Origin of the sequence: Ralstonia psammae, assembly GCF_958405935.1 — a bacterium.
GTDB classification, from domain to species: Bacteria; Pseudomonadota; Gammaproteobacteria; order Burkholderiales; family Burkholderiaceae; genus Ralstonia; species Ralstonia psammae.
This window is the reverse complement of the sequence record NZ_CATZBU010000001.1, coordinates 168,172-192,785: the sequence shown is the minus strand read 5'-3', so window position 1 is coordinate 192,785 and position 24,614 is coordinate 168,172. Positions and strand designations below refer to the sequence as shown.

The window sequence follows — 24,614 nt, the reverse complement described above, 5'->3', positions numbered from 1 at the left end:
ACGATTCAGTCTTCCGGGGGGTGACATGAACGTTTCCAATCTGCTGCATGCGGCGTCGCACTGGGTCGTCCAGTCGCGCGCTTTCAATGTCACGCAATCTGTTGCACACCATCGCACGCCCAGCGATGCGCTGTCGCACTGGAAACTCGATATCTGGCACAAGAGCGTGCCGTTCCTGTTGGAGGGCGGCCTTGCCGAACCCGCGCACCAACTGTTTCCCAAGCATCTGGCGCATGCCGAGTGGGTGGACGAGCTGCACCACCACCTGGGCCAGCTGGTGGGCGTGCGCCGCGAGCACTGCAAGATCGACATCCGCGCGGTGACGGGCCTGGCGCAGTCGCCGTGCTCGGTGCATTCGTTTCCGAGCATGCTGGTGTTTGCGCATCAGCATTGCCGTCGCATTCCGCACAGCACGGATGCCGACTTTGCCGCCAACCGGCGCCACGTGTTCCGCTACGCAGATCAGGCCAACGTGTTCCGCGCCTACGACTTTGCCGGCGGCGAGCTGTTCTACATGAACGAATGGGGCGCACACCATTTCGCCGCGCTGGCGTTGCAGGCGCGTACGCAAAACCGCGAGCTGCTGGTCGATGCCGAGGTGCGTCACGCGCGTTCCGCGCTGGGCCTGCGGCGGCTGCTGGATGGCTTTTACGTGATCGGCGCGCGCAGGCAAGGGCAGCAGCGCTACGGCACGCGTTTGTCGGAAGCGCTGGCCAGCCACCAGGTGCCGCATCGCTGGATGCACGGCCGCCGTGAAACCGAAGGCTTTGAGCTGTGCTTTCTGCCCAAGTCCGATCGCTTTGCCAATTGCGTGGGTGAACAACTGGTGCGCGACGGCTGGTTCGACTACGGCGCATGGCTTGCGAGCCTGCACGATGCCACCGAGGTGGGTGCGCCCGCGCAACGCGCCGAGGCCGCCCGCAAGACGCGCTCGAACTGGAAGCGCGTGCCGGTGCCGAACCTGGGCGTGCCGACGGGCCTCATGCCGGGCTTCGCCCACACACGCTTGTAATACAGGGACGCTACGCTCGGGGGTTGTTCTGTCCCTCCGCCTGACGGATTGCTGAATCCGGCGGCTGGTGTCAGAATTCGCAACTTAGTTGCATTGGGGCGTGCGATATCGGGTGATATTGTGCGCCTGTACCTGCGCTGTACCTGCGCCCGACCTTGCGTTCCTTCCGCTCCTCCTTCCTCCATCTGCGTTGGCTGGCTTGCCTGCTGACCGTGTTTCTGCTGTTTGGTCAGCAGGGTGCGCTGCGACACGCGCTTTCGCATTGGAGTGAACTAAGCGAAGGGACTGCGGCCGAGTTCACCGTTGCTGCCACGGCCAAGCCGGCCGGCGCGGAGCGCAGCCAGCCCGCGCAGGAGCACGCCGCCTGCTTGCAGTGTGCCGCCTATGCCGCGCTGGCGGCTGCCTTGCCGATGCTGGTGGCGCTGCGCCTGGCGCATACGCGGCGCTGGCACTTTCCGCGCATCGGTTTTCATGCGGGCGCGCCGGTCTTTCCGGTGGCCGTGTGTTCGCGCGATCCTCCATTCCGCCTTTGATTCCTGCCTTGCCCGTCGGCTCGCGCGTTGTGTTGACGCATACGCGGGCCGCTGTTTAACGCATCCGCTTGATTCAAAGGTTTTTCATGATTCCGTTCCAGCCCCGCAAGCTGGTGATGGCGCTTGCCGCCGTCTTGCCATCCGTCGCCTCCGTGTCCGCGCTGGCCCAGGAAGCCACGGCGCCGGCCTCCACCGCCCCCACGCCCGCTACGACGGCACCCGCCGCACAGCCCAAACCGGCCGCCACCACCAACGTGCGCGACCTCAGCGAAACCCGCGTCAGCGCCAAGCGCCTGGACGCCGCACGCAATGCGCTGTCACCGGACACCGGCAGCTCCGTCTACAAGTTCGACACCGATGACATCGCCCGCCTGCCGCTGGGCGATGCCACGCCGCTGAACCAGGTGCTGCTGCAGGCGCCGGGTGTGGTGCAGGATTCCTACGGTCAACTGCATGTGCGCGGGGATCACTCGAACCTGCAGTACCGCATCAATGGCGTAATCGTCCCCGAGCCGATCAGCGGTTTCGGACAGATGCTCGACACGCGCTTCGCCAACCAGATCAACGTGCTGACCGGCGCATTGCCGGCACAGTACGGCTACCGTACCGCCGGCATTGTCGACATCACCACCAAGGGCGCGTCCACCGACGAGGATGGCGAGCCGAAGGCTTTTGGCGGGGAGATCGGCACCGTGCTGGGCAGCAACGCCACGCACGAGGTCAATGCGCAGATCCAGGGCACGAAAGACCGCTTCAGCTATTACCTCTCGGGCGTGTTTGCCGAGAACAACCTCGGTATTGAAAACCCGACGGGCAACCGCAACGCCACGCACGACCACACCACGCAAAACAAGTCGTTCGGCATGCTGTCGTACCTGCTCGACAACGACAGCCGCGTGAGCTTCATGTTCGGCACGTCCAACGGCCGTTTCCAGATTCCGACGCGCCCAGGGCTGACGCCGCAATTCACGCTGGACGGGGCAGTGCCGCCCGCCTCTGAAGCGCTCAACGCCAATCAGCGCGAGAAGACCGACTTCCAGATCCTGACGTATCAGCAGAAGGTGTCGCCCAAGCTGGACTACCAGGTGTCGGTGTTCCGCCGTGCAAGCCGCATCGACTACATGCCCGATCCGATTGGCGATCTGGTCTACAACGGCGTGGCTGCCGACATCATGCGCCGCAACGAGGCCTACGGTGTGCAGGGCGACGCGAGCTACAAGCTCACCGACAAGCACACGCTGCGTGCCGGCGTGTTCGTGCAGCGCGAGCGCTATGTGGCCAACAACTCCGCCAGCGTGTTCGCTGCCGACGACTCCGGCGCGCAGACCAGCACCACACCGTTCACCATCGTCGACAACCACAGCGGCAGCGGCACGACCATGGGCGTCTACTTGCAGGACGAGTGGAAGCCCACCGACAAGCTCACCGTCAACTACGGCGCGCGCTACGACCGCGTCAACACCATCGTCAGCGAGCAGCAACTGAGCCCGCGCCTGGGCCTGACGTATGACCTGACGCCGCGCACCCGCGTGCATGCCGGCTACGCGCGTTACTTCACGCCGCCGCCCACGGAGAAGTTCGATACCACGTCGGTGCAGGCCTTTGCCGGCACGACCAACGCGCTGCCGTCGGACGCCAACACGGCCGTCAAGTCGGAGCGTTCGAACTACTTTGATCTGGGAATTTCGCACCAGCTCACGCCGCATCTGACGCTGGGTCTGGACGCGTATTACCGCGACGTGCGCCACCTGCAGGACGAAGGGCAGTTCGGCAATGCGCTGCTGTACTCGGCGTTCAACTACGAGCGTGGCCGGATCTACGGGCTGGAAGGCAGCGCGAACTATCGCAACGGCAACTTCGGGGCGTACCTGAATCTGGCCGTGTCGCGTGCGCAGGGCAAGGGCATTGAGACCGGCCAGTTCAACTTCGATGCCGACGAATTGGCCTACATCAACAACCATTGGGTCAACCTCGATCACGACCAGCGCCTGACCGCGTCGGCCGGCATGTCGTATCGGTATTCCGGCACCACTTATACGAGCGACGTGCTGTTCGGTACGGGCTTGCGCAACGGCTTCGCCAATACCGAGCACCTGCCGGCCTACTGGCAGATGAACGTGGGCGCTGCCCGCGACTTCAACCTGCCGATGCTGGGCAAGTTCAAGACCCGCCTGACCGTGCTGAACATCTTCGATCGCAGCTACCAACTGCGTGACGGCACGGGCATCGGCGTGGGTGCGCCGCAGTTTGCGCCGCGCCGTACGTTCCTGTTGTCGCTCAGCAAGCCGTTCTAAGCATATCGGGCCAGCGCATGAGGCTGGCCCGATCTTCCATCACACCACCATCACATCGGTGGGACCATCCCGTCCTTGCCGACCAGCACGCGCTGGGCGACCAGCGTGCCTTGCGCATCAGCGCGCACGAACATGACGACGTGCGCGCCGGCTTTCAGGTCGTCGCGCCGACCCGGTTCGAAGGTCACGATCGGCACTTGCGGCGGCACGACGATGCGCTGCTCCCCATCCTTGTATTTGACCGACAGCGTACGGCCCTGCGCGCTGGTGACGGCGCCTGCCTGTTCGACCGTGCCGTTGGTCATGCTGCTGTCGGGGCCCATGTCGTAGGGGCGGTGGCCGTCGCCGGTGCCGCGCATGGCTTCCGGAAACACGTGGACTTCCAGCGCACGCAACGTGCCGTCCGGCTGCTTGACGGCCGCCGTGCCGATATAGCTGCCAGCACGAATGGCCGACGGTTCAATCGGCGCGACCTGGGTGACGCTGAGGTCCACCGGCAGCGTCACAGTGGCTTTGTTGCCGGAGGCGTCGGTCACATCGACAGCGGTGCTGTGAACGGCATTGATGGTGGCGCGCACGCGCGTGGGCGCAGCGGTACTTTGTGCGGACGCGGCCAGCGGGAAGAGCGCTGTCACAGCGGTGACAACTGCAGCGGCACGAGCAGAAAAACGGAGTCGGGTCATTGGGCAGGGGGCTTTAAGTTCGCCCAGCGTGGGCGCGGCGGGCCAGCGCAGAGCGCATGTGCTCGAGGACTGGTCCGCCGCCAGTCTAGACCGGACCGCGCCGGTGTGCAGGCGCGGTCCGCATGCATCCGGTTCGGCTTAGCCGCGATGCTGGCCCGGCACGCGCTTGCCCTTGTACGTGGGGCGGCTGCGGCGCATGTTGTCAGACCAGTCCGTGCCGCCCCCGGTGAGCGAGTGTACCGGCACATCGCGGCTGCCGGCTTCGGGTCGATTGGCGCTTCATCCAGGTCGACGGCGTCGGGGGCATCGGCGTCATCGTTTTCACCGGCCAGGCCCGTGGCGTGTTCGAAGTTCTCGTCGTCGATCGGTGTGTCGACTTCGGGGTGATGGACGTCGTGTATGGCCTCGGGCATCAGGTCGCCGCCTTCGCGTATGACGGGTTCGTGCCCGTCCGGCGGCACGCTCGTTGCGTCGTGTTGAGGGCGGGCGGATCGTCCGTAACCGAATCAGGAGGCTGATGATGAAGCAACATACACAGCAACCGCACAAGGCCGATGCTCAATCGGGAGGCAAAGCGGGAGGCAAAGCGGAAGAACGACGGAGCGAAAGCAAGAAGAGCGAGCCCAACGCGCAAGCGCAGCAACGGCGTGGTGCAGACAAGGCGCGCGCTGAATCCGACCGCGCCGCGCGCACTTCAATGCAGCACGGCACCGACCCCTCGGCGAAGCGCCCGATGCAAGGCCCCGCCGAGGATGGCCGTGCCGCGGCACAAGAAGGGCAATTGCCGCAAAATCAGCAGCGCCTGGGGCAGCACCAGAACAGTCGGAAGCAGCCATGAGCGCTACCAAGATGCCTCCTGGCGACGACAAAGCCAAGGCACCTTCGGGTGACGCCACCGCCAAGCCCGTCGTGCCGGCCATCCCGAGCGAAAGCAGCGTAGGCGAGGAAGACCCGGGTGACTTCGAGAGTGCGTCCATCCACGCGGACGACGGGAAGCGTCCTGGCGTGACGCAGCCAAAGCCGGGCGAGCGGCGCTAATAGGGGCATCGTCACTTCAGCCGCGCGATGTCTGGCGCGGCTGAATCCAGTTTGCCAACCAACGCCACATGGCTGGCCATGCCGGGCGCGGCGTGCCCAGCACCGGCACGACGACGCGCAAGTGCGCGCCCCTGCGCGCATCGGCATGCAGGTGCCACCATCCGGAGGTTTCCAGCACATGCGCGTGGCCCGCGCTGAGCGTGTGATGTACCGCGGTGCCCCAGCGCGGTGGTGGTTCGAGGCGCAAGCTGCCTTCCAGCGCCACGAGTGTGGTTCCGGCGGCCAGCCAGTGCAGGCCCATCTGGCCGGCACCAAGCGCCAGCCATTCGGGTTCGGATGCAGGTGTCTTTGCGGTCATGTCGATCTCCTGAGCATGGCTCCAGCGTAGGCGCGCGGCCCTACTCCCAACAGACACAGAACCGGCAATGTGCCGCGCAACAGCCGCGCTCTTGTGACAATCTGTTCCGGTACAGTTTGATGTCGTCTGTATCTGTTGCGGTTGCGGTCTTGCCGGCATGATGTGCCGGACACCTCTGCCTGCCGCCTGTCGCCGCCCACCCGTCGCCATGTCCGTCACCGAGTTGACTCCCCCACCTGCGCAGCCGCTGTACCGGACGCTTGCCGATCATTACCTCGGCGCGATCCGCAGCGGCGTGTTGGCGCCCGGCGAGCGCATGCCGTCGGTGCGCACGCTGATGCGAACGCACGCGGTGAGTCTGTCGACCGCGTTGCAGGTGTGCCGCCATCTGGAGGCAGAAGGCTGGCTGGAAGCGCGCGAGCGCTCGGGCTACTTTGTGCGCCAGCCGCGCCGCGCCTTGCTGGCGCCGGTCAAGGAACCCGAAGTCTCCACGCCCGATCCCGCCGCTTACGTGGGCGTGCATGCGCGCGTGTCGGCCATCGTGGCGCGCGGGCAGCAGGCACCGGTACATGTCGATCTGTCGGGGGCGAGCGGAGCAGCCACGCTGTATCCGTCGGCAGCGCTCAACCGGATTGCATCGCAGGTGCTGCGGCGGTATCCGTTGCTGCTGACGCAGGCGGTCATCCCGAATGGCCATCCCGAATTGCAGACTGCCGTGGCGCGCCGTGCGCTCGACATGGGCGTGCAGATCGCGCCGGACGACGTGATCGTCACGCACGGCTGTATCGAGGCGGTGAACCTGGCATTGCGGGCGGTGGCGCAGCCAGGCGACACGGTGGCGGTGGAGTCACCCACCTACTACGGGTTGTTGCAAGTGCTGGAAAGCTTGGGCCTACGTGCGGTGGAAATTCCTACCAGCCCGCGCACCGGTATGTCGCTCGAAGCACTGGAGATGGCGGTGCAGGCGTACGGCAACATCCGCGCCGTGGTCGTGGTGCCGAACCTGCAGAACCCGCTGGGCAGCATCATGCCGGACGCCGCCAAGCGGCGCATGGCGGCCTTTTGCGACGCCAACCGCATCGCCCTGATTGAAGACGATACCTACAGCGCGCTGGGCGACAGCCCCACGCCGCTGAAGGCTCTCAAGGCGTGGGACCGCACGGGCAACGTCATCTATTGCGCGTCATTGAGCAAGGTGCTGGCGCCCGGGCTGCGCCTGGGCTGGATGGCTGCCGGCCGCTGGCAGGGGCGCGTGCAGATGTTGAAGTTTGCGCAGTCGCGGCCGAACGATTCGTGGTCGCAGGTGCTGGCGGGGCGCTTTATTGCCTCAGGTGCGTATGACCGGCACCTGCGCACGCTGCGTCAGACGTTGCGCGAGCAGCGCGAGCGCATGGCCGAATCGATTGCGGGGTGCTTTCCTGCCGGCACGCGGTTGTCGGTGCCGACCGGCGGGTTGGCGATGTGGGTGGAACTGCCACCCAACGTGTCGTCAATGGACTTGTTCGATGCGGCGCTGGCGCAGGGCATCCGCATTGCGCCGGGGACGATGTTTTCGAACCTGAACCGCTTCGATCACTACTTCCGCATCTGCTTCGGGCTGCCGCCTTCGGCCAACCTGGAAGCCGCGCTGGCCACGCTCGGCCAGCTCACACAGGAACTGGCCGAGCGCTGACCGATGGGCTTACCGGCACCACGCCGGCATAGCCGAAGGCGACTCCAGACCCTGCACGCTCTGCGCAATCTGCTGCGACCACTGCTGCACGAGGCGCTGCGTGGACGACACCAACGCGTTCACGCCCGCGTTTGCATCCGTGCCTGCGGGTTGCCCATTCACGGGCAGCACAAGCGTCGTCTGACAAGTAAGCGAGGCGGGGCTTGCCCCCTGCGTTGCCGCATCGCGCGATACGCGCCACGTCACCAGCGCCGTCACACCCTGGTCGGGCCGGGCGTCATAGCTGCGCATTTCGGCGCCGATGCGGTAGAGCGGCACGCCTGCCGGCGCAGCAGCGTTGCCCACATCCACCGCAGACAGCGCCGTCGCCAGGTTCGCAGATAGCGCATCGCGCAGTTCCGAACCAAACGGCGCTGCCCAGCGTTGCTGCTCAAGCGCCACCACTTCGCTATCGGACGTACGCAGCACGATCTGCGGCTTGTCCAGACGATCGGGCACCCGCACGCCCGAGAGGCGGAAGGCGCGCTGGAAGCGGCCGGTGTCCGTTGCTTCGGGGCGCACCGACAGCGTGTGCAATGTCGGCTCGGGCGAGGCGCATGCCGCAACCAGCACAGCCACGGCAGCAGCGCCCGCCAGGCGAAGAGAAGAAGACAGCATCGTCGTTTGCATCGGCATCATTGCGCGTCCTTTGCCTTGCCGCGGATCAGCGCTTCCGGGTGGCGGTCCAGGTAGTCGGTCAGCACGCGCACTGACGCGGCGGCCTTGGCCACCTGTTCGAGTGTGTCGCGCGCGTTGCGTTGCAGTGGTGCATCGTCGGAGAAGACCTGGCGTGCAGAATCAAGCGTGCGGCGCGCCTCGGCCAGCGTTTCCTTCATCTGTGGGGCGAGGTCGCTGTTGACGGTCTTGGCCAGTTGCTCGGTCTGCTTGAGCGTGGCGTCGAGCGTCGTCAGCGTGCGGTGGACGTCCTGACCGATCTGCTCGAACGGCACCTTGTTGAGCTTCTTGGCGATGCCGGCAATCTGGGCCTCGATGTCGTCGGTCGGGTTGTCGGCGGTCGGGAACACATACGCGCCGTCGCGATCGCGCATGCCGAAGCGCGGCGGGGTCTTGTCGCGCTCGGCCGGCTCGATGAAGTCGAGGTTCACGAACTGCTGGCCGGTCAGCAGGCTCGCACTCTTCAACTGCGCGCGCATGCCGTTCTTCACCAGCGCATCGAACTGCGTGCGGACATCTTCCGCGGCGTGCTGCGAATTGTCGTCGCGGATGTCCATGCCGAACCGGGTGGGGTACAGCGTGGCTGTGACGGGCAGCACGAACTCGTGGCGCTTCTTGCTGTAGTGGATGCCGATCGACTTGATCTCGCCCACGTTGATGCCCTTGAACTCCACCGGTGCCCCCACGGTGAGCCCGCGCAGCGAGCGGTGGAAGTACATCACCACGGTCTGCGACAGGTGTTCGGGGTCCTTCAGGGCCATGGTCTCGTTGCGCACGAGCTGGAACTCGGCGTCGGAAGCAGCCGGCTCGTGATCGGCTTCTTCGGGCGTCTGGAACGCGATGCCGCCCAGCGCCACGGTCAGCAGCGATTGCGTATCGACCTTCAGCCCACTGGCGTCGAGCTTGAGGTCGATGCCGCTGGCGTTCCAAAACCGCGTGCCGTGCGCCACAAACGTGTCGAACGGCGCGTTGACGAAGATGCGCAACGTCACGCCCTTGCCGTCGGCGTCGATGTCATAGGCAGTCACCTGGCCCACGCGCACGCGACGGAAATACACCGGCGCGCCGATATCGAGCGAGCCGAGGTCGGGGGCATGCAGGGTGAACTGTTTGCCGGGCGCATCAGCGGAGATGGTCGGCGGTGTGTCGAGCCCCTTGAACGTGGATTGCTTCTCGTGCGAGCGGCCGCCGTCCACGCCGATGTACGCGCCGGAGAGCAGCGTGCCGAGCCCCGAGATGCTGCCGGCCGCCACGCGCGGGCGCACCACCCAGAAGCGCGTGTCGGACGCGGCAAACGCCTTGCCGTCATGCGTGAGTTCGATCAGCACCACGGCGCCAGACCGGTCGTCGGTGAGGCCGACCGCCTTGACCACGCCGATATCGACGCTCTTGAACTTCACGCGCGTCTTGCCCGCTTCGATGCCTTCGGCCGAGCTGAATGTGACGGTCACCTGCGCGCCGCGCGCCAGGATCACGCGCGCCATGAGCGTGGCGCCCACCGCAAGCGCCACGATCGGCACCAGCCAGATCAGCGAGGGCAGCCAGCGCTTGCGCTTCGTGCGGCGCGGCGCGGGGATGTTTTCGTTATCGACGGGGTCGGTCATACATCGGTCTCTTCGGGATCGGGCTCGTCGATGACGTCCCAGATCAGGCGGGGATCAAAACAACGGGCGGCGAACATGGTCAGCACGACCACCGCGGCAAACGGGCCGACACCAGGGCCGGGTTTGATGATGGCAAGCGTCGACAGATGCACAAGACCTGCCAGCAGCGTCACCACAAACACATCGAGCATCGACCACCGGCCGATGATCTCGACCAGCGCATACAGGCGTGTGCGCAGGCGCGGGTTCCAGCGCCAGCGTTGCTGCACCGAAAGACACAACACCGCGAGGATGCCGAGCTTGGCCAGCGGCACCAGAAAGCTGGCGATGAACACGATGATGGCCAAGTGCCACGAGCCCGACGTCCAGAGGTAGACAATCCCGCTCATGATCGTGTCCTGCTGGGTGCCGAGCAGGGTATCGGTAATCATCACGGGCAGCAGGTTGGCGGGCAGGTACATGGCGGCCGCCGCAATCAGCAGCGCCCAGCACCGCGCGAGGCTGTCGGGCTTGCGCACGTGCAGGGGCGACATGCAGCGCGGGCAGACGGGCGCTGCGGCGCTCTCGTCAGGTGCGTTTTCGTGCGTGAGCGCCGCGTGCGCGGCGGCCGTGGCCTGGGGCATGCGTGCCAGCAGACCGCAGCGCTCGCATGTCACCAGGCCGTGTGCGGCGGCCCGCAGCGGGCGGGCCTGTTGACCCGATTGATCCGATTGATCCGGTCGGGCAGGTGCAGGCGTGGTGGTGCCGCTCATGGGCGATCCTCGCCGGGGCGGGCGGCTGCGTTCATACCCGTGGGCGTGTCGACTTCTGAGCCCGGCGGCAGCGTCAACCCGATCTCGCGCCAGAACGGTCGCAGGTCGATCGACAACGCCACCGTCAGGAACACGGTGAGCGCGGCAAATGCCCACAAGCCCGCATCGGCTTCCAGCGACACCATGCGCGCCACCTTGATGAGCGCCACCACCACGCCCAGCATGAAGATCTCGATCATCGCCCAAGGGCGGATCAGCGCGGCGGCGCGCAGCACGAGCGCGGCGGCCGGATGCTGCCGCCCGCGCAATCGCGCAATGAGCAGCGGCGCCAGCACCGACATGTACATCAGCGGGAAGAACACCGTGGTGAGCGCCACCAGCACGGCAGCGAAGAGCATGTCGTAGTCGTACAGCGCCACGATGGCGCCCCACAGCGTGGTGGCGTGCCGGTTGCCGCCGCCGTTCATCTCGGCAATCGGGAAGATGTTGGCGACCATGTAGACGATGAGGCCCGTCAACACCAGCGGCAGCAGTACCGAGAGCCGCTCGCTCTGGTTGCGGTACAGCTTGACGCCGCAGCGTGTGCAATGCGCCTCTTCATCCAGGGCAATGACTTCGTGGCGATGCAGGGTGTCGCAATGCTCGCATGCGATCCAGGCATCGGGATCGCCAGGCAGGGGCTGTGCGACCTGGGCGGCCTTGGCGTCGGGGGTGTCGCCCGCTGCGCGCCATGACTGCGGCAGCGGGAAGGGGAATTTCACGTTAACAGCTCCATCGTCGGACTGAAGGCGCGGTTGCAGCGTTGGAGACGCGCGCGACGGAGCGCCGACAGTCGGGCACGTGATTATACATACACGGTTGAATGTATAGCTGAGTGCGGACCTCCTCATTTCGATGCACGGTCACAAGCAAATATCCCGCCATTGACCGGGCTCGACGATGGCGCGGCGTGACGGCAGAACGAGCCTTGCTGCCCCCGACGCAACTGCAACGAGCCACGGCCAACGGCAGTTCGGCCAACAGCGGCCGGGACGCCACGCGCAACCGCAATGCCACCGACCGGCAAGGGCGCGCCGGTAATACATCGCGCTCGGGTTCGACCGACGGCTATGGCGGCAGTGCGAACGATTCGACCGGCAGCACGACCGGCGGCTCGACAGGAGTGGGTGTGGGCGCCCCTGGTACCGGCGGGCGCCGCCGCTAGCCGCGCACTGACCTGCTGCTAACGCAGTTGTGCCGCGTGATGCAGCAGGTGGTCTTCGATGAAGGTTTCGATGAAGTAGTAGCCGTGGTCATAGCCCGGGTGGCGGCGTAGTTGCAGCGGTTGCCCGGCTGCGGCGCACGCGGCGGCAAAGTCATCCGGGTACAACTGCTCGGCGAGGAATTTGTCGGCCTCACCCTGATCGATCAGGATGCCGCCCGGGAACGGGCACGACGCCTGCCGCATCAACTGCGTGGCGTCGTGCGCTGCCCAAGCGGTGCGGTCGTCACCCAGATACCCCGTGAACGCTTTGATGCCCCACGGGCACACAGACGGATGCGCGATGGGCGCAAACGCAGACACCGAGGCGAAGCGTTCCCGATGGCGCAACGCCAGCGTCAACGCGCCGTGGCCGCCCATCGAATGCCCAAAGATGCCGATGCGCCCCGCTGCCACCGGAAAGGCCACGCGCGCGATGTGGTGCAACTCGTCGGCGATGTAGCTTTCCATGCGGTAGTGCTCGCGCCACGGCGCCTGCGTGGCGTCCAGGTAGAAACCGGCGGCGATGCCGAAATCCCAGCTGTCGGTTTCGCCGGGGACTTGGGCATCGCGCGGGCTGGTGTCGGGCGCGATGAGGATGAGGCCCTCGCGTGCGGCGATGCGTTGCGCGCCCGCCTTGATGGCAAACGTCTCTTCCGAGCACGTCAGGCCCGCCAGATAGAACAGCGCTGGGCAGCGTGTGCCTGCCAACGCCTGCGGCGGCAGGTAGACCGAGAAGCGCATCGGCAGCCCGATTGCGCTCGAGGCATGTCGATAGAAGCGCTGCACGCCGCCAAAACAGGCGTGCTCGGAAAGCAGTTCAAGTGCAGGTGCCGGGATCGTCATCGCGTGGCTCTATCCTCAAGGTTCAATACAGCACGACCGAACGGATCGACTCGCCGCGCTTCATGAGGTCGAACCCCTCGTTGATGCGCTCCAGCGGCAGCGTGTGCGTGATGAGGTCGTCGATGTTGAGCTTGCCTTCCATGTACCAGTCGACGATTTTCGGCACGTCCGTGCGGCCGCGTGCGCCGCCGAAGGCCGAGCCCTTCCATTCGCGACCCGTAACGAGCTGGAACGGCCGCGTGCTGATTTCCGCGCCGGCTTCTGCCACGCCGATGATGATCGACTGGCCCCAGCCCTTGTGGCAGCACTCCAGTGCCTGGCGCATGACCTTCGTGTTGCCGATGCATTCGAACGAGTAATCGGCACCGCCATCGGTGAGCTGGATGATGTGGTCGACCACGTTTTCCACCTCATTCGGGTTGATGAAATGCGTCATGCCGAATTTGCGCGCCATGGCTTCGCGCGCGGGATTCAGGTCTACGCCGATGATCTTGTCGGCACCGACCATCTTGGCGCCCTGGATCACGTTCAGCCCGATGCCGCCGAGCCCGAACACGACCACGTTGGCGCCGGCTTCTACCTTGGCCGTGTAGACCACCGCGCCCACGCCCGTGGTGACGCCGCAGCCGATGTAGCAGACCTTGTCGAACGGTGCGTCCGGGCGGATCTTGGCCAGCGCAATCTCCGGCACCACGATGTGATTCGCAAACGTGGAGGTGCCCATGTAGTGGAACAGCGGCTTGCCGTCGAGCGAGAAGCGCGACGTGCCGTCCGGCATCAGGCCCTTGCCCTGCGTGGCGCGAATCGCCTGACACAGGTTGGTCTTGCGTGACAGGCAGAACTTGCACTGGCGGCATTCCGGCGTGTAGAGCGGGATCACGTGATCGCCCGCCTTCAACGAAGTGACGCCCGCGCCCACCTCCAGCACGACGCCCGCGCCTTCATGGCCGAGGATCGCCGGGAAGATGCCTTCCGGGTCGGCACCCGAGAGCGTGTAGTAATCGGTATGGCAGATGCCCGTCGCCTTGATCTCGACGAGCACCTCGCCGGCACGCGGGCCTTGCAGGTCGACTTCTTCCACGGAGAGCGGAGCACCGGCTTTCCAGGCGATGGCGGCTTTGGTTTTCATGCGCAGTCCTTTTTTTTAGTGAAGCGGGCCCGGCGTGGGCAGCGTAGGGAGGGCGATTGTAGAACGTTGCCTGCTCCGGCAACGTGATGGCTTAGTCATGTCATGCACATCAGACTTCAGATTTCCTTATGACAGCCGTTTCTTGTGCCCACGGCAGGCCGAAAGGGCCATGTGCCGCGTGCCTTACATGGCGGAACCACCGCCGTGGACTTCGTAGGAAACGATACTGTGCTTGCTTCCATCCGTACTCGCATTTTGCTGACCTGCGTTGCCATCGTGGTCGGCGCATTGACCTTCGCTGGCGGTCTCAACTATCTCGTGACGCGTTCGTACAACGACGAGTCCATCCGCCAGAACCTGCAGTCCGTCGCGCGCGGCCACATCGCCGGCATTGACGACTGGGTGGCATCCAAGACGCAGATGATGGTGTCGCTGCAAGACGTGGCGGTGTCTGCCGACCCGATTCCGGTCTTCAAGGCCGTGCACAAGGCGGGCGGCTTCATCAACGTCTATGTCGGCTATCCCGACAAGACGTACAAGTTCTCGAACCCCGAAGGCATTCCGCCCTCGTACGATCCGACTGCGCGCCCCTGGTACAAGCAGGCCGTGGAGGCGGGCAAGCCCGTGGTGACACCGCCCTACGTGAGCGCCAGCACCGGCCAGCTCGTGGTGACCTTCGCGGTGCCCATTCTGGAAGGCGGTACGCTCAAGGGCGTGATTGGCGGCGACGTGGCGATGGACAGCGTGATCGCCAACGTCAAGGCCATTCATCCGACGCAGGCGAGCTTCGGCTTCCTCGTCAACGCAGCCGGCAAGATCGTCGCACACCCGAATGACAAGCTCACACTCAAACCGGTGACCGATCTGTCGGCAGGGTTGAACGAAGCCACGCTGGCATCGCTGGCGCAGGCGGAGAAGCCTGTGGAAGTGTCGGTCGATGGGGCGTCCAAGCTGCTCTACCGCCAGGGTGTGAAGGGCACCGACTGGGGCCTCGTCGTGGCGCTGGACAAGTCCGATGCCACCGCGGGCATGCGCTCGCTGGTGATGACGTCGATCGGCGCGCTGGTGGGCGTGGCCATCGTTGCAGCACTCATCGTCGGTGCCATGACCTCGCGCGCATTCCGCCGCCTGTCGATGATCCGCGATGCGATGGACGACATCGGCTCGGGCAGCGGGGATCTCACCAAGCGCCTGCCGTCGGATGGCGAAGACGAAGTCGCGCAGATCGCACGTTCGTTCAACACGTTTGCCGACAAGCTCACGGCGGTGATGCAGCAGATTCGTCTGGGCAGCGATTCGGTGCGCTCGGCCGCACAGGAAATTGCCGCCGGCAATGCCGACCTCTCGCAGCGCACGGAAGAGCAGGCCAGCTCGCTGGAAGAAACGGCGTCGAGCATGGAAGAACTGACGAGCATCGTGAAGCAGAACGCCGACAACGCGCGTCAGGCCAGCCAGCTTGCCGTGACGGCATCTGACGTTGCCACGCGCGGCGGCGATGTGGTCGGCCAGGTCGTGCAGACCATGGGCGGCATCAACGAGAGCAGCAAGAAGATTGCCGACATCATCGGCGTGATCGAGAGCATTGCGTTCCAGACCAACATCCTGGCGCTGAACGCTGCGGTGGAAGCCGCGCGTGCAGGCGAACAAGGGCGCGGGTTTGCGGTGGTGGCCAGCGAAGTGCGCAGCCTGGCGCAGCGCTCGGCCGGTGCCGCGAAGGAAATCAAGGCGCTCATCAGTGACTCGGTGGATCGCGTGTCCAACGGTACGGCGCTGGTGGATCAGGCCGGCGTGACGATGGCAGAGATCGTCGATGCAGTGAAGCGCGTGACCGACATCATGGGCGAGATCTCGTCAGCGTCGGAAGAGCAAAGCAGCGGCATCGAGCAGGTCAATCAGGCCGTCAACCAGATGGACCAGGTGACGCAGCAGAACGCCGCGCTGGTGGAGCAGGCGGCTGCCGCTGCGGAGTCGCTGGAGGAACAGGCCCACAACCTGAACGAGGCCGTGGGGCAGTTCCGCCTGTCGCACTGAACCGGGCTCAGGCATGCGGGGCGGCTGCGCTGGCAGCCTTGGCCTCGTCCTGTGCTTGCGCCAGGGCGAGGTCTGCGGTTTGCGCGCGCTTGATTGCCGGGCGTGCCAGGATGCGGTCGATATACGCGCGCACCACGGGTGTCTCGGGCATCAGCTTGAACATCGTGATCCAGTCCAGTGCGGCGCCCCAGAGCACGTCTGCCGCTGTAAAGCGGTCGCCCAGCAGATACGGCCCTTTGGCCAACTGTGCATTGATCGCCGCGATGACGGTATCGAAATCCCCATAGGGCGAGGTCGAATACGCCGCCGGGGGGCGGCCCATCGAGTGGTCGACGACGGCAGGCTCAAAGCAGGAGCCGTAAAACGCCATCCAGCGCAGGTACGGCCCCCGCAGGGGATCGCCCACGGCGGGTGAAAGGCCTGCTTCCGGATACAACTCTGCTGCGTACAGATACACGGCCACCTGCTCGGTGACGATCACATCGCCATGCCGCAGCGTCGGCACTTTGCCAAGCGGGTTCATGGCCAGGAATTCCGGCACGCGGTGCTCGCCCGTGGTCAGGTCGAAGGCATGCACTGCGTAGTCAGCGCCGAGTTCTTCGAGCAGCATGCGCGCGCCACGCGAGCGGCTGCGTGGCGAGTGGTAGAGGGTCAGGTGGCGGTCTTGCGGCATCGTCGGCTCCGGTGTGCGGTGGGATGTGTGGATGACAGCTTGCCACTCTAGGCTGTGGATCCGGCTGCGTCTTGGAAAAATCCGCTGCGGCGGTGCATCATCGCGGCATTGTTTCCGCTGCCGCCGCTTTCATGACTGATCTACGTGACGTTGCCGACAAGCCAAAGGGCGTGGTCGATCCGCTGGCGTTTCGCCAGCGTTTCCGACTGAACCGTTACCAGCCGTGTGCCGCGCTGGCTGGCGTGCTCGATCACCACTGGATTGTCGAATGGGACCTGCGCGGCCAGCCGCCCTATACGCAGCGCACGCTGCCGTATCCGTGCGTGAACGCCGTGTTCGACCGTCGGAAGACCGCCGTCTTTGGCGTGGTGTCGGGCGCGTTCGAAACCACATTGGCTGAGACAGGCCGCGTGATCGGCATGCGCTTTCGGCCCGGTGCATTTCGCGCGTTCTTCGGCAAGCCGGTGCGTTTGCTGACCGACAAGACCGTGCCGGTTTCCGATGTGCTTGGCATTGGCGATGCGCACGCCGAAGAGATCGTGCTCGGCGCGAGCGACGACGCTGGCATGGTGTCCGCCGCAGAAGCGGTGCTGCTACGCGTGCTGCCGCCACCCGATCCGCAGGTTGAGCGTATCCATGCCATCCTGCAGTCGTTGCGACGGGACGCAGGCCTGACCCAGGTGCGCGACCTGGCCGAGCGCGCTGGCATGAGCGAACGCACGCTGCAGCAATTGTTCTCGGAGTATGTCGGTGTGACACCCAAGTGGGTGATCCGCAGATACCGCCTGCATGAGGCGGCGGACCAGCTTGCCAACGGCGCAGACGTGGATCTGGCTGAACTTGCGCACGGGCTTGGCTATTTTGACCAGGCGCACTTCACGCGTGACTTCCGCCGCCTTGTCGGCAGGGCGCCTGCGGAATATCGGCGTGCCAATCAGGCTTAGCGCGCCCGGTGCATCAATCCGCCGCGACCGCCACGTCTGGCGACGCAGGAGGGCGGTCCGACATCACGCAGTTGCGCCCCGCCAGTTTGGCGGCATAGAGCAGATGGTCTGCCCGCTGCAGCAGCGACTCCAGTTCGGGGCCATCTGCCGCGCGCGCCACCGCCACGCCAAAGCTGGCCGTCATGCGGCAGGGCAGACCGGTGCCGGTGGGCACCGTCACTTCGGCAATGCGATGGCGCAGATGATCGGCCACCGCGCGCGCCTGCGCGAGGCTATCCGCCCACACCATCACCGCGAATTCCTCGCCGCCGATGCGCGCCACCATGTCGGTGGACGGGCCTTGGGCGCGGCACAGGCCGGCAACCGTGCGCAACGCTTCATCGCCCACAGCGTGGCCGTACGTATCGTTGATGCGCTTGAAGTGGTCGATGTCGAACATGATGAGTGCGACGAGCCGCGCCTGCGGCTGCGCGGATTTGCACATCGCGCCGGCGCGGTTTTCAAAGGCGCGGCGGTTAAGCAACTGGGTGAGCGGGTCGGTCTCGGCCATGCGCGCGAGTTCCTGCATGAGGTGCGCGCGTTCCAGCTCCAGGCGGCGGCGCTCGATGCTATTGATGCGCAGCACACGGATCGCCTCGAACATCGCGCGGATCTCTCGCCGCGCAAAGCCGGTCGGGATGTGTACGCTCAAGTTGCCGCGCGCAATCCCGTCGATGAGCCGCGTGGCGTTGACAAACGGCCCCACCACGTCGCGTCGGAACGAAATCGTCATCCACGCCAGCGCGCCCAGCGCTGACAGCACCGCGCCTGCCGAGCCGACGAGCACCAGCAACATCGCGCGCCGATGTTCGCGGACGTCGTCATCGGCCACGCGCAGCACGATGTCGCGGAAATCCGTGATGGCGCGCATGGTGGGCACGTAGCGCTCGGCGAACGCGGCGGGGGTGATGTCGACGCCGCCGGGCTGGCTGGCCTTGGCGCGCACGGTGGCCACGTAGCGCAGCCCGTCGCCGAAGTACTGTGCGCCAAGCGTGGCCAAGGCATGCTGGTTCAATGCCGACCGCGCGCCCACGCGGGTCTCGATCATGCTGCGCAACTGGTCGATGCGGCCCTGCGTGCGTTCGATGGCAAGCTGTTCTTCAAACGTGAGCATGCGGTGCATGGCCAGCGCACCGGTAAAGCGCGAACCGAGCTGGCCCGCGTATTCACGCAGATCGGCCGACAGCCGCGCCAGCGTCAGGCAATTGAGCACGTCGGGATCGCCGCGCGTGATGTTGGCTGTGCGCGCGTTGACGATGGGCAGGAATTCGGGGATCACCGCGATCATGCGGTTTACGCCCTCTGCCAGGTCGTCGCTGCTGCGTGAGCGCAGGGGCAGGGCGGTCAGCCGGTCGATGTTGGCGCGGGCAGCGGCCAGTTGCGTTTGGGCCCGGCGCGCGGCGTTGATGTCGGCTTCACAGCCGGGGCAATGTTCAGGGTGCAGGGCGTCGAGCAGTCGGGCGACGTGTTCGTCGCTGACGGCGCGCACGCGTCGCAGGGCCGCGCTGCGCTCGGCCGGCACCGGCAGGTCTTCGCCGAGCACGCCGTTGGTCGGGCCGCGTTCGGCTGACACCTTCTCCATGGCCAGCAACGCCATGCGCAGCGCCTGGACGCTGCGAGCGGCATCGTCGGCGCGGCCGTAGGCCAGCCATGCGTAGCCCAGCAGCCAGCACGACAACGACAACACCGGAACGAGGACGATGGCGACGCTGGCGCCAAAGCGCCTGTCCATCGACGTTTCAGAAGGCATGAACGGAGGGGTGGAGCGTCTTGGCGGGCGGTCGGGCAGGAGCCGCGAGGTAGTTGCGAACGGGTTGCACAGGTGCCAGCACGTTGCCGCATGCAGTGCACATCTCTGGCTAACGGCAGCATCGGGAGCATCTTTACCGTGCCATTGGACCCGGCCCGCGAGGCCGCACTGCAAACAAATGCAAAAGGATTCTTACGGGGTGTTCAGGCTGGAGCCCTGAAAGGGGCCGGGCGGTCAGCTTGTTGTCTCGGCATGGCACGAGAGGGGACGCGCTTCGGTCGCCCCGCGCGTCTCGTGTCTCGTGCCTGGTTGAAGCATCGAATGAATTGGGCGGGCCGATTACTTCACCGCCACCTCGGAGTGCACGACCTCCGGCGCCTTCGCGAAGAACGGCCCCACCAGCTTGCGCCATGCCTGGAAATCGTCGGACTCGCGAAAATCGACCATATGGTCTTCGACGGTGTTCCAGCGCACCAGCAGCACGTAGCTGGTGTCGCGCTCGACGATGTGGTGCAGCTCGGCGCCGTGGCAGCCCTTGGCGCGAGCAAACAGCGGCAGGGCTTCCTGGACAGCGGCTTCAAACTCGCGCTGCTTGCCGGCAAGAATTTCGATGTGGGCCATTTCAAATACCACGCTGTGCTCCGTTCGGTTGGATGGGGTGAGAACTATAGCCGGCAATCCGCGTCGCCGTAGCCCGGCAGCCAGCGGGGTTGTTTGACCGAGGGGCGCCGACTTTGGGTTGGCTTCGGAAGCCATGTCCACCTGTCGGCCGCCCCTATGACAACCGCGGCTGCGCGGGCATACTCGGATTCCATTGTCTGGCCCGGATCCTGCTGGGCCCCCTCAGACGTCACCTTCAAACAAAAGCAACCCATGGATCGCGGAAACGACCACCAGAAATTTTTCTACCTCCTGCTGTTCGTCGTCACGCTCGGGCTCTGCTGGATCCTCTCGCCGTTCTTTGGCGCGGTGTTCTGGGGCGTCATCCTGGCGATCCTGTTTCAGCCCGTGCAGCGCGCGCTGGTCGCCCGGATGGGTAAGCGGCGCAACCTCGCCGCGCTTGCCACGCTCGCCCTGATCATCTTGATCGTGATCCTGCCCGTCATCTTTGTGACGGCGACCATCGTGCAGGAAATCGGCGTTGCCTATCAGGAGATCCAGAGCGCGCAGCCGAATTACTCCCGGTACCTTTCGGAAGCGGTTCACGCACTGCCCACATGGGTGCAGCAACTGCTTGCCAAAGCCGGCCTGACCAACATTGCCGGCATCCAGAAAAAGCTGGCCGACGGCGCCGCGCAGATCAGCCAGTTTGCCGCGACGCAGGCGCTGAGCATCGGGCAGAACACGTTCCAGTTCGTCGTCGGCTTTGGCGTGATGCTGTACATGGTCTTCTTCCTGCTGCGCGATGGCGCCGAAATCGGCCGCCGCGTGCGCCGCGCGCTGCCGATGGATGAAGAGCACAAGCGCCTGCTGCTGACCAAGTTCACCACTGTCGTGCGCGCCACCGTGAAGGGCAACATCGCCGTTGCGCTGGTGCAGGGCGCGCTCGGCGGACTGATCTTCTGGTTCCTCGGCATTGACGGCGTGGTGCTGTGGGGCGCCCTGATGGCGTTCCTGTCGCTGCTGCCCGCGATTGGCGCGAGCCTGGTGTGGATTCCGGTCGCGCTCTATTTCCTGATGGTGGGCGCGATCTGGAAATGCGTGATCCTCGTCGCGTTTTGCGGTGGCGTGATCGGCCTGGTGGACAACCTGCTTCGCCCGCTGCTGGTCGGCAAGGACACCAAGATGCCCGACTGGGTCGTGCTGATCTCAACCCTGGGCGGTATGGAGCTGCTCGGCATTACCGGCTTCGTGATCGGGCCGCTGGTTGCCGCGCTGTTCATGGCCAGCTGGGATATTTTTGCGCGCGGGCAGAACGATTGACGTATCGGCCAAGGGGGCGTTTCGTCGCGCTCATATCCGCTCGAAACGCAGACCTGCATGGCGGGTCAGCCGCTCGATGAAGCGTTCATCGAACATCGTGGCCGGCGTCCAGAAGCCGCCCGGGCGCCCGGTCTTGGCGCCGTTTTTCACGTGGTCCAGCGCCAGGCTGGCGGCGGCCTGACCCAGCATCTTGCTGGTGGAACCATAGCCGGGGTCGCGATCCCCGGTCACCCTTACCCGCAAGGTGTTTCCTTGATCGGTGCGGCCAAAGAGCCGGAGGTCGTAGCGGCCGGCCAATTGCGCCGCTGGCGTGGGGCCTTCGCCGGGTTTGGGCAACAGAAAGCGCTCCATGACGATGCGGATGGGCTTGATGACAATGCCCAGCATGAATGCACCCAGGCCGGCCACCATCGTCACGGCTTTCAAACGGCCGCCCAGGCCGGTACCGGTGATCACCGCTTCGTCATAGGTGAATGGATTGCCATAGGCGTTGCCGGACAAGGCGTTGGAGCGATGCACCACGCGCTCGTTGATGGCCGCCATGACGAACGGCGCAATCCACGCATTGAAATCGGCATCGAACGCCGCGCCTCGGATCGAGCGCTGGCGTGCCGTGAAACCATGGCCCTTGGGGCAGAGAGAGTAAGGATCGGCCAGTTCCCTGCGCAAGGCGGGGTCGGCGGCAGCTTCCTGCACGACGTTGATCAGGCTGGCCACGGTGCCGCCAGACGCACCGCCCTTGAGCGTTTTGACGCGCAACTTCACCTGCGTGGCCGGCGTACCCCATTGCCGCATGGCTTGTTGCTGCAGAAAGTAGACGCCCATGTCCGATGGCACCGAGTCGAAGCCGCAACAGTGCACGATGCGTGCCCCTGACTGCTGCGCCGCCGCTTCATATTTGTCGACCATGCGCCTGATCCACTGGGTTTCACCGGTGAGGTCGCAGTAGTCGGTCCCGCTTTCGGCGCAGACCTTGATCAACGGCTCGCCGTACAGCGCGTAGGGGCCAACCGTAGACACCACCACCCGCGTCTGGGCGCACAGCGCGCGCAACTGGGCTTCGTTGGCAGCGTCCGCCACGATGATGGGGACGGACTCGCCCGCCGCGCCCAGTGACCGCCTGACGTCCAGGAGCTTCGCTTCGGACCGGCCGGCGATGGCCCAGCGCAGCGTTTGCGCATCGCCCGAAAAGTGTTCGGCCAGGTAGCGGGTCAGGATCTGGCCGACAAAGCTGGTGGCGCCAAACACAACAACGTCATAGTCCGGAGCGGGCATGGAGTCTTCCTTTTCGATGGGCGGATGCAGGTGCCGGTATGGCCGTCTTCCATCGTTCGGCGGCAAACAATGGTGAAGGCGCCCAGCCCGTCACGCAACCGGCATCGCATGACCCATGCAGGCACGCGTCCACCCGTCCTCGGCACCGAAGTTTCCCCGCCTCCGGCACCTGAAAGCCCGTTTTACATTATGGAATTTGCCCCGAATTTCTCCGGTGCTGCCTTCCCGTTTGCTGAAAACACGTCCCGCATCGCAAAATTTGTCTTCTATCTCATTGAAAAATAAAGAAAAACTAACTCTTATGTCTTATATAAGACCTTGCTGCGACGCGTCAAAGGCGCCCTACAATGAATCCATGCTGCTCGCTTCGATATCCGTAGCTGCACACGCAACCGATTCTTCTCAAACGCGCTTTATTTCCAGGAAATTGACATGGCCCAGTATCAAGACGACATCAAGGCAGTTGCCGGTTTGAAAGAAACCCACGGCAGCGCATGGAACGCGATCAACCCCGAGTACGCTGCCCGCATGCGTGCCCAGAACAAGTTCAAGACGGGTCTGGACATCGCCAAGTACACCGCCAAGATCATGCGCGCGGACATGGCCGCCTACGACGCCGATCCGTCCAAGTACACGCAGTCGCTCGGTTGCTGGCACGGCTTCATCGGCCAGCAGAAGATGATCTCCATCAAGAAGCACTTCAACAGCACCGAGCGCCGCTACCTGTACCTGTCGGGTTGGATGGTCGCTGCGCTGCGCTCTGAGTTCGGCCCGCTGCCCGACCAGTCGATGCACGAGAAGACTTCCGTCAGCGCGCTGATCCGCGAGCTGTACACGTTCCTGCGCCAGGCCGATGCCCGTGAGCTGGGCGGCCTGTTCCGTGAACTGGACGCAGCCAAAGACGCTACCGCCAAGGCCGCCATCCAGGCAAAGATCGACAACCACGTCACCCACGTCGTGCCCATCATTGCCGACATCGACGCTGGTTTCGGCAACGCCGAGGCAACGTACCTGCTGGCCAAGCAGTTCATCGAGGCAGGTGCATGCTGCATCCAGATCGAAAACCAGGTGTCGGATGAGAAGCAGTGCGGCCACCAGGACGGCAAGGTCACCGTGCCGCACGAAGACTTCCTCGCCAAGATCCGCGCGATCCGCTACGCGTTCCTGGAACTGGGTGTGGACGACGGCATCATCGTGGCCCGTACCGATTCGCTGGGCGCCGGCTTGACCAAGCAGATCGCCGTGACCAACACGCCGGGCGACCTGGGCGACCAGTACAACTCGTTCCTCGATTGCGAAGAACTGACGGCAGACCAACTGGGCAACGGTGACGTCATCATCAAGCGCGACGGTAAGCTGTTGCGTCCGAAGCGCCTGCCGAGCAACCTGTTCCAGTTCCGCGCCGGCACGGGCGAAGCGCGCTGCGTGCTCGATTGCATCACCTCGCTGCAGAACGGCGCCGACCTGCTGTGGATCGAAACCGAAAAGCCGCACATCGCTCAGATCGGCGGCATGGTGAACGAAATCCGCAAGGTCATCCCGAACGCCAAGCTGGTGTACAACAACAGCCCATCGTTCAACTGGACGCTGAACTTCCGTCAGCAGGTGTACGACGCGATGAAGGAAGCCGGCAAGGATGTGTCGGCCTACGAGCGCGGCCAACTGATGAGCCCGGAATACGACGACAGCGAACTGGCAAAGCTCGCCGACGAAAAAATCCGCACGTTCCAGGCCGATGCGTCGCGTGAGGCCGGTATCTTCCACCACCTCATCACGCTGCCGACGTACCACACCGCCGCGCTGTCGACCGACAACCTGGCCAAGGAATACTTCGGCGACCAGGGCATGCTCGGCTACGTGGCTGGCGTGCAGCGCAAGGAAATCCGTCAGGGCATCGCCTGCGTCAAGCACCAGAACATGTCGGGCTCGGACATCGGCGACGACCACAAGGAATACTTCAGCGGCGAAGCGGCGCTGAAGGCTGCGGGTAAAGACAACACCATGAACCAGTTCCACTGATTCACGGATACGGGTCATACCCAAGCAGAACGCCAACCCATCGCGGGTTGGCGTTTTTTTTGGGGAGGAGCGAAGGGCCGGTGAG

Annotated in this window: 24 protein-coding genes; 12 read left to right on the top strand and 12 right to left on the bottom strand. The window is 65.0% G+C overall.

Features of this window, described 5'->3' with window-relative positions:
• Window positions 1-25 precede the first annotated feature (25 nt).
• From R2N16_RS00950 to R2N16_RS00940, 3 genes are all read left to right on the top strand, one after another.
• Complete coding sequence (locus R2N16_RS00950) at window positions 26-1,012, top strand: DUF6685 family protein (RefSeq protein ID WP_316663638.1); 987 nt, start codon at window positions 26-28, stop codon at window positions 1,010-1,012.
• A 155-nt stretch (window positions 1,013-1,167) separates the two neighbouring features.
• Window positions 1,168-1,545 carry a hypothetical protein gene (locus R2N16_RS00945; RefSeq protein WP_316663636.1) on the top strand — a complete coding sequence of 126 codons (378 nt, stop codon included), beginning with the start codon at window positions 1,168-1,170 and terminating at the stop codon, window positions 1,543-1,545.
• A gap of 86 nt (window positions 1,546-1,631) precedes the next feature.
• Entirely contained in the window at window positions 1,632-3,839 is a 2,208-nt protein-coding gene (locus R2N16_RS00940) for a TonB-dependent receptor (RefSeq protein WP_316663634.1), read from the top strand.
• Between the two features lie 50 nt (window positions 3,840-3,889).
• On the opposite strand, the gene R2N16_RS00935 is transcribed toward R2N16_RS00940, so the two are convergent.
• Window positions 3,890-4,522 (bottom strand): hypothetical protein, encoded by a 633-nt coding sequence (locus R2N16_RS00935; protein ID WP_316663632.1) that lies wholly within the window; start codon window positions 4,520-4,522, stop codon window positions 3,890-3,892.
• 466 nt (window positions 4,523-4,988) lie between these two features.
• Between R2N16_RS00935 and R2N16_RS00930 the strand changes: the two genes are divergently transcribed.
• Together R2N16_RS00930 and R2N16_RS00925 are read left to right on the top strand one after the other, a co-directional pair.
• The gene (locus tag R2N16_RS00930) at window positions 4,989-5,360 is read left to right on the top strand and encodes a hypothetical protein (RefSeq protein WP_316663630.1); all 372 of its coding nucleotides are present in this window, start codon (window positions 4,989-4,991) and stop codon (window positions 5,358-5,360) included.
• Complete coding sequence (locus R2N16_RS00925; protein ID WP_316663629.1) at window positions 5,357-5,560, top strand: hypothetical protein; 204 nt, start codon at window positions 5,357-5,359, stop codon at window positions 5,558-5,560. The genes R2N16_RS00930 and R2N16_RS00925 overlap by 4 nt, the downstream gene beginning before the upstream one ends.
• Before the next feature lie 16 nt (window positions 5,561-5,576).
• Here R2N16_RS00925 and R2N16_RS00920 read toward each other — a convergent pair whose 3' ends face one another.
• Window positions 5,577-5,918 (bottom strand): hypothetical protein, encoded by a 342-nt coding sequence (locus R2N16_RS00920; RefSeq protein ID WP_316663628.1) that lies wholly within the window; start codon window positions 5,916-5,918, stop codon window positions 5,577-5,579.
• A 208-nt stretch (window positions 5,919-6,126) separates the two neighbouring features.
• On the opposite strand from R2N16_RS00920, the gene R2N16_RS00915 reads away from it, so the two are divergent.
• On the top strand, window positions 6,127-7,590 hold the full coding sequence (locus tag R2N16_RS00915; RefSeq protein ID WP_316663627.1) for an aminotransferase-like domain-containing protein: 1,464 nt from the start codon (window positions 6,127-6,129) through the stop codon (window positions 7,588-7,590).
• 9 nt (window positions 7,591-7,599) lie between these two features.
• Here the strand turns inward: R2N16_RS00915 and R2N16_RS00910 are convergent, their stop codons facing one another.
• The 4 genes from R2N16_RS00910 to R2N16_RS00895 are packed head-to-tail and all read right to left on the bottom strand — an operon-like array spanning window position 7,600 to window position 11,508.
• On the bottom strand, window positions 7,600-8,268 hold the full coding sequence (locus R2N16_RS00910; protein ID WP_316663626.1) for a PqiC family protein: 669 nt from the start codon (window positions 8,266-8,268) through the stop codon (window positions 7,600-7,602).
• Window positions 8,265-9,908, bottom strand: coding sequence for a PqiB family protein (locus R2N16_RS00905; protein WP_316663625.1), 1,644 nt, complete (start codon window positions 9,906-9,908; stop codon window positions 8,265-8,267). Before R2N16_RS00905 ends, R2N16_RS00910 begins: the two co-directional genes overlap by 4 nt.
• Complete coding sequence (locus R2N16_RS00900) at window positions 9,905-10,660, bottom strand: paraquat-inducible protein A (RefSeq protein WP_316663624.1); 756 nt, start codon at window positions 10,658-10,660, stop codon at window positions 9,905-9,907. Before R2N16_RS00900 ends, R2N16_RS00905 begins: the two co-directional genes overlap by 4 nt.
• Window positions 10,657-11,508, bottom strand: a complete 852-nt coding sequence (locus R2N16_RS00895; RefSeq protein WP_428984080.1) for a paraquat-inducible protein A — start codon at window positions 11,506-11,508, stop codon at window positions 10,657-10,659. The genes R2N16_RS00900 and R2N16_RS00895 overlap by 4 nt, the downstream gene beginning before the upstream one ends.
• A 101-nt stretch (window positions 11,509-11,609) precedes the next feature.
• On the opposite strand from R2N16_RS00895, the gene R2N16_RS00890 reads away from it, so the two are divergent.
• Window positions 11,610-11,864 (top strand): hypothetical protein, encoded by a 255-nt coding sequence (locus tag R2N16_RS00890; RefSeq protein WP_316663623.1) that lies wholly within the window; start codon window positions 11,610-11,612, stop codon window positions 11,862-11,864.
• Between the two features lie 18 nt (window positions 11,865-11,882).
• Here R2N16_RS00890 and fghA read toward each other — a convergent pair whose 3' ends face one another.
• The gene (gene fghA / locus R2N16_RS00885; protein WP_316663622.1) at window positions 11,883-12,746 is read right to left on the bottom strand and encodes an S-formylglutathione hydrolase; all 864 of its coding nucleotides are present in this window, start codon (window positions 12,744-12,746) and stop codon (window positions 11,883-11,885) included.
• A 22-nt stretch (window positions 12,747-12,768) separates the two neighbouring features.
• Window positions 12,769-13,875 (bottom strand): S-(hydroxymethyl)glutathione dehydrogenase/class III alcohol dehydrogenase, encoded by a 1,107-nt coding sequence (locus R2N16_RS00880; protein ID WP_316663621.1) that lies wholly within the window; start codon window positions 13,873-13,875, stop codon window positions 12,769-12,771.
• Between the two features lie 228 nt (window positions 13,876-14,103).
• On the opposite strand from R2N16_RS00880, the gene R2N16_RS00875 reads away from it, so the two are divergent.
• A complete protein-coding gene (locus tag R2N16_RS00875; protein ID WP_316663619.1) occupies window positions 14,104-15,906 on the top strand; it encodes a methyl-accepting chemotaxis protein in 1,803 nt (600 codons plus the stop codon).
• A gap of 7 nt (window positions 15,907-15,913) precedes the next feature.
• Here the strand turns inward: R2N16_RS00875 and R2N16_RS00870 are convergent, their stop codons facing one another.
• Window positions 15,914-16,579, bottom strand: a complete 666-nt coding sequence (locus R2N16_RS00870) for a glutathione S-transferase family protein (RefSeq protein WP_316663618.1) — start codon at window positions 16,577-16,579, stop codon at window positions 15,914-15,916.
• 131 nt (window positions 16,580-16,710) lie between these two features.
• Here R2N16_RS00870 and R2N16_RS00865 point away from each other — a divergent pair, with 131 nt between their 5' ends.
• Window positions 16,711-17,523 carry a DUF6597 domain-containing transcriptional factor gene (locus R2N16_RS00865; RefSeq protein ID WP_316663617.1) on the top strand — a complete coding sequence of 271 codons (813 nt, stop codon included), beginning with the start codon at window positions 16,711-16,713 and terminating at the stop codon, window positions 17,521-17,523.
• Window positions 17,524-17,536: 13 nt separating this feature from the next.
• Here R2N16_RS00865 and R2N16_RS00860 read toward each other — a convergent pair whose 3' ends face one another.
• Both R2N16_RS00860 and R2N16_RS00855 read right to left on the bottom strand, forming a co-directional pair.
• On the bottom strand, window positions 17,537-19,294 hold the full coding sequence (locus tag R2N16_RS00860; protein WP_316664206.1) for a GGDEF domain-containing protein: 1,758 nt from the start codon (window positions 19,292-19,294) through the stop codon (window positions 17,537-17,539).
• A gap of 357 nt (window positions 19,295-19,651) precedes the next feature.
• Window positions 19,652-19,933: an antibiotic biosynthesis monooxygenase family protein gene (locus tag R2N16_RS00855; protein ID WP_316663616.1), complete on the bottom strand. Its 282-nt coding sequence runs from the start codon at window positions 19,931-19,933 to the stop codon at window positions 19,652-19,654.
• 252 nt (window positions 19,934-20,185) lie between these two features.
• Between R2N16_RS00855 and R2N16_RS00850 the strand changes: the two genes are divergently transcribed.
• Window positions 20,186-21,235 carry an AI-2E family transporter gene (locus tag R2N16_RS00850; protein ID WP_316663615.1) on the top strand — a complete coding sequence of 350 codons (1,050 nt, stop codon included), beginning with the start codon at window positions 20,186-20,188 and terminating at the stop codon, window positions 21,233-21,235.
• 30 nt (window positions 21,236-21,265) lie between these two features.
• On the opposite strand, the gene R2N16_RS00845 is transcribed toward R2N16_RS00850, so the two are convergent.
• Window positions 21,266-22,510, bottom strand: coding sequence for a saccharopine dehydrogenase family protein (locus tag R2N16_RS00845; RefSeq protein ID WP_316663614.1), 1,245 nt, complete (start codon window positions 22,508-22,510; stop codon window positions 21,266-21,268).
• Between the two features lie 24 nt (window positions 22,511-22,534).
• Between R2N16_RS00845 and R2N16_RS00840 the strand changes: the two genes are divergently transcribed.
• Window positions 22,535-22,795, top strand: a complete 261-nt coding sequence (locus tag R2N16_RS00840) for a hypothetical protein (protein ID WP_316663613.1) — start codon at window positions 22,535-22,537, stop codon at window positions 22,793-22,795.
• Between the two features lie 147 nt (window positions 22,796-22,942).
• A complete protein-coding gene (locus R2N16_RS00835) occupies window positions 22,943-24,529 on the top strand; it encodes an isocitrate lyase (RefSeq protein ID WP_316663612.1) in 1,587 nt (528 codons plus the stop codon).
• Window positions 24,530-24,614 lie beyond the last annotated feature (85 nt).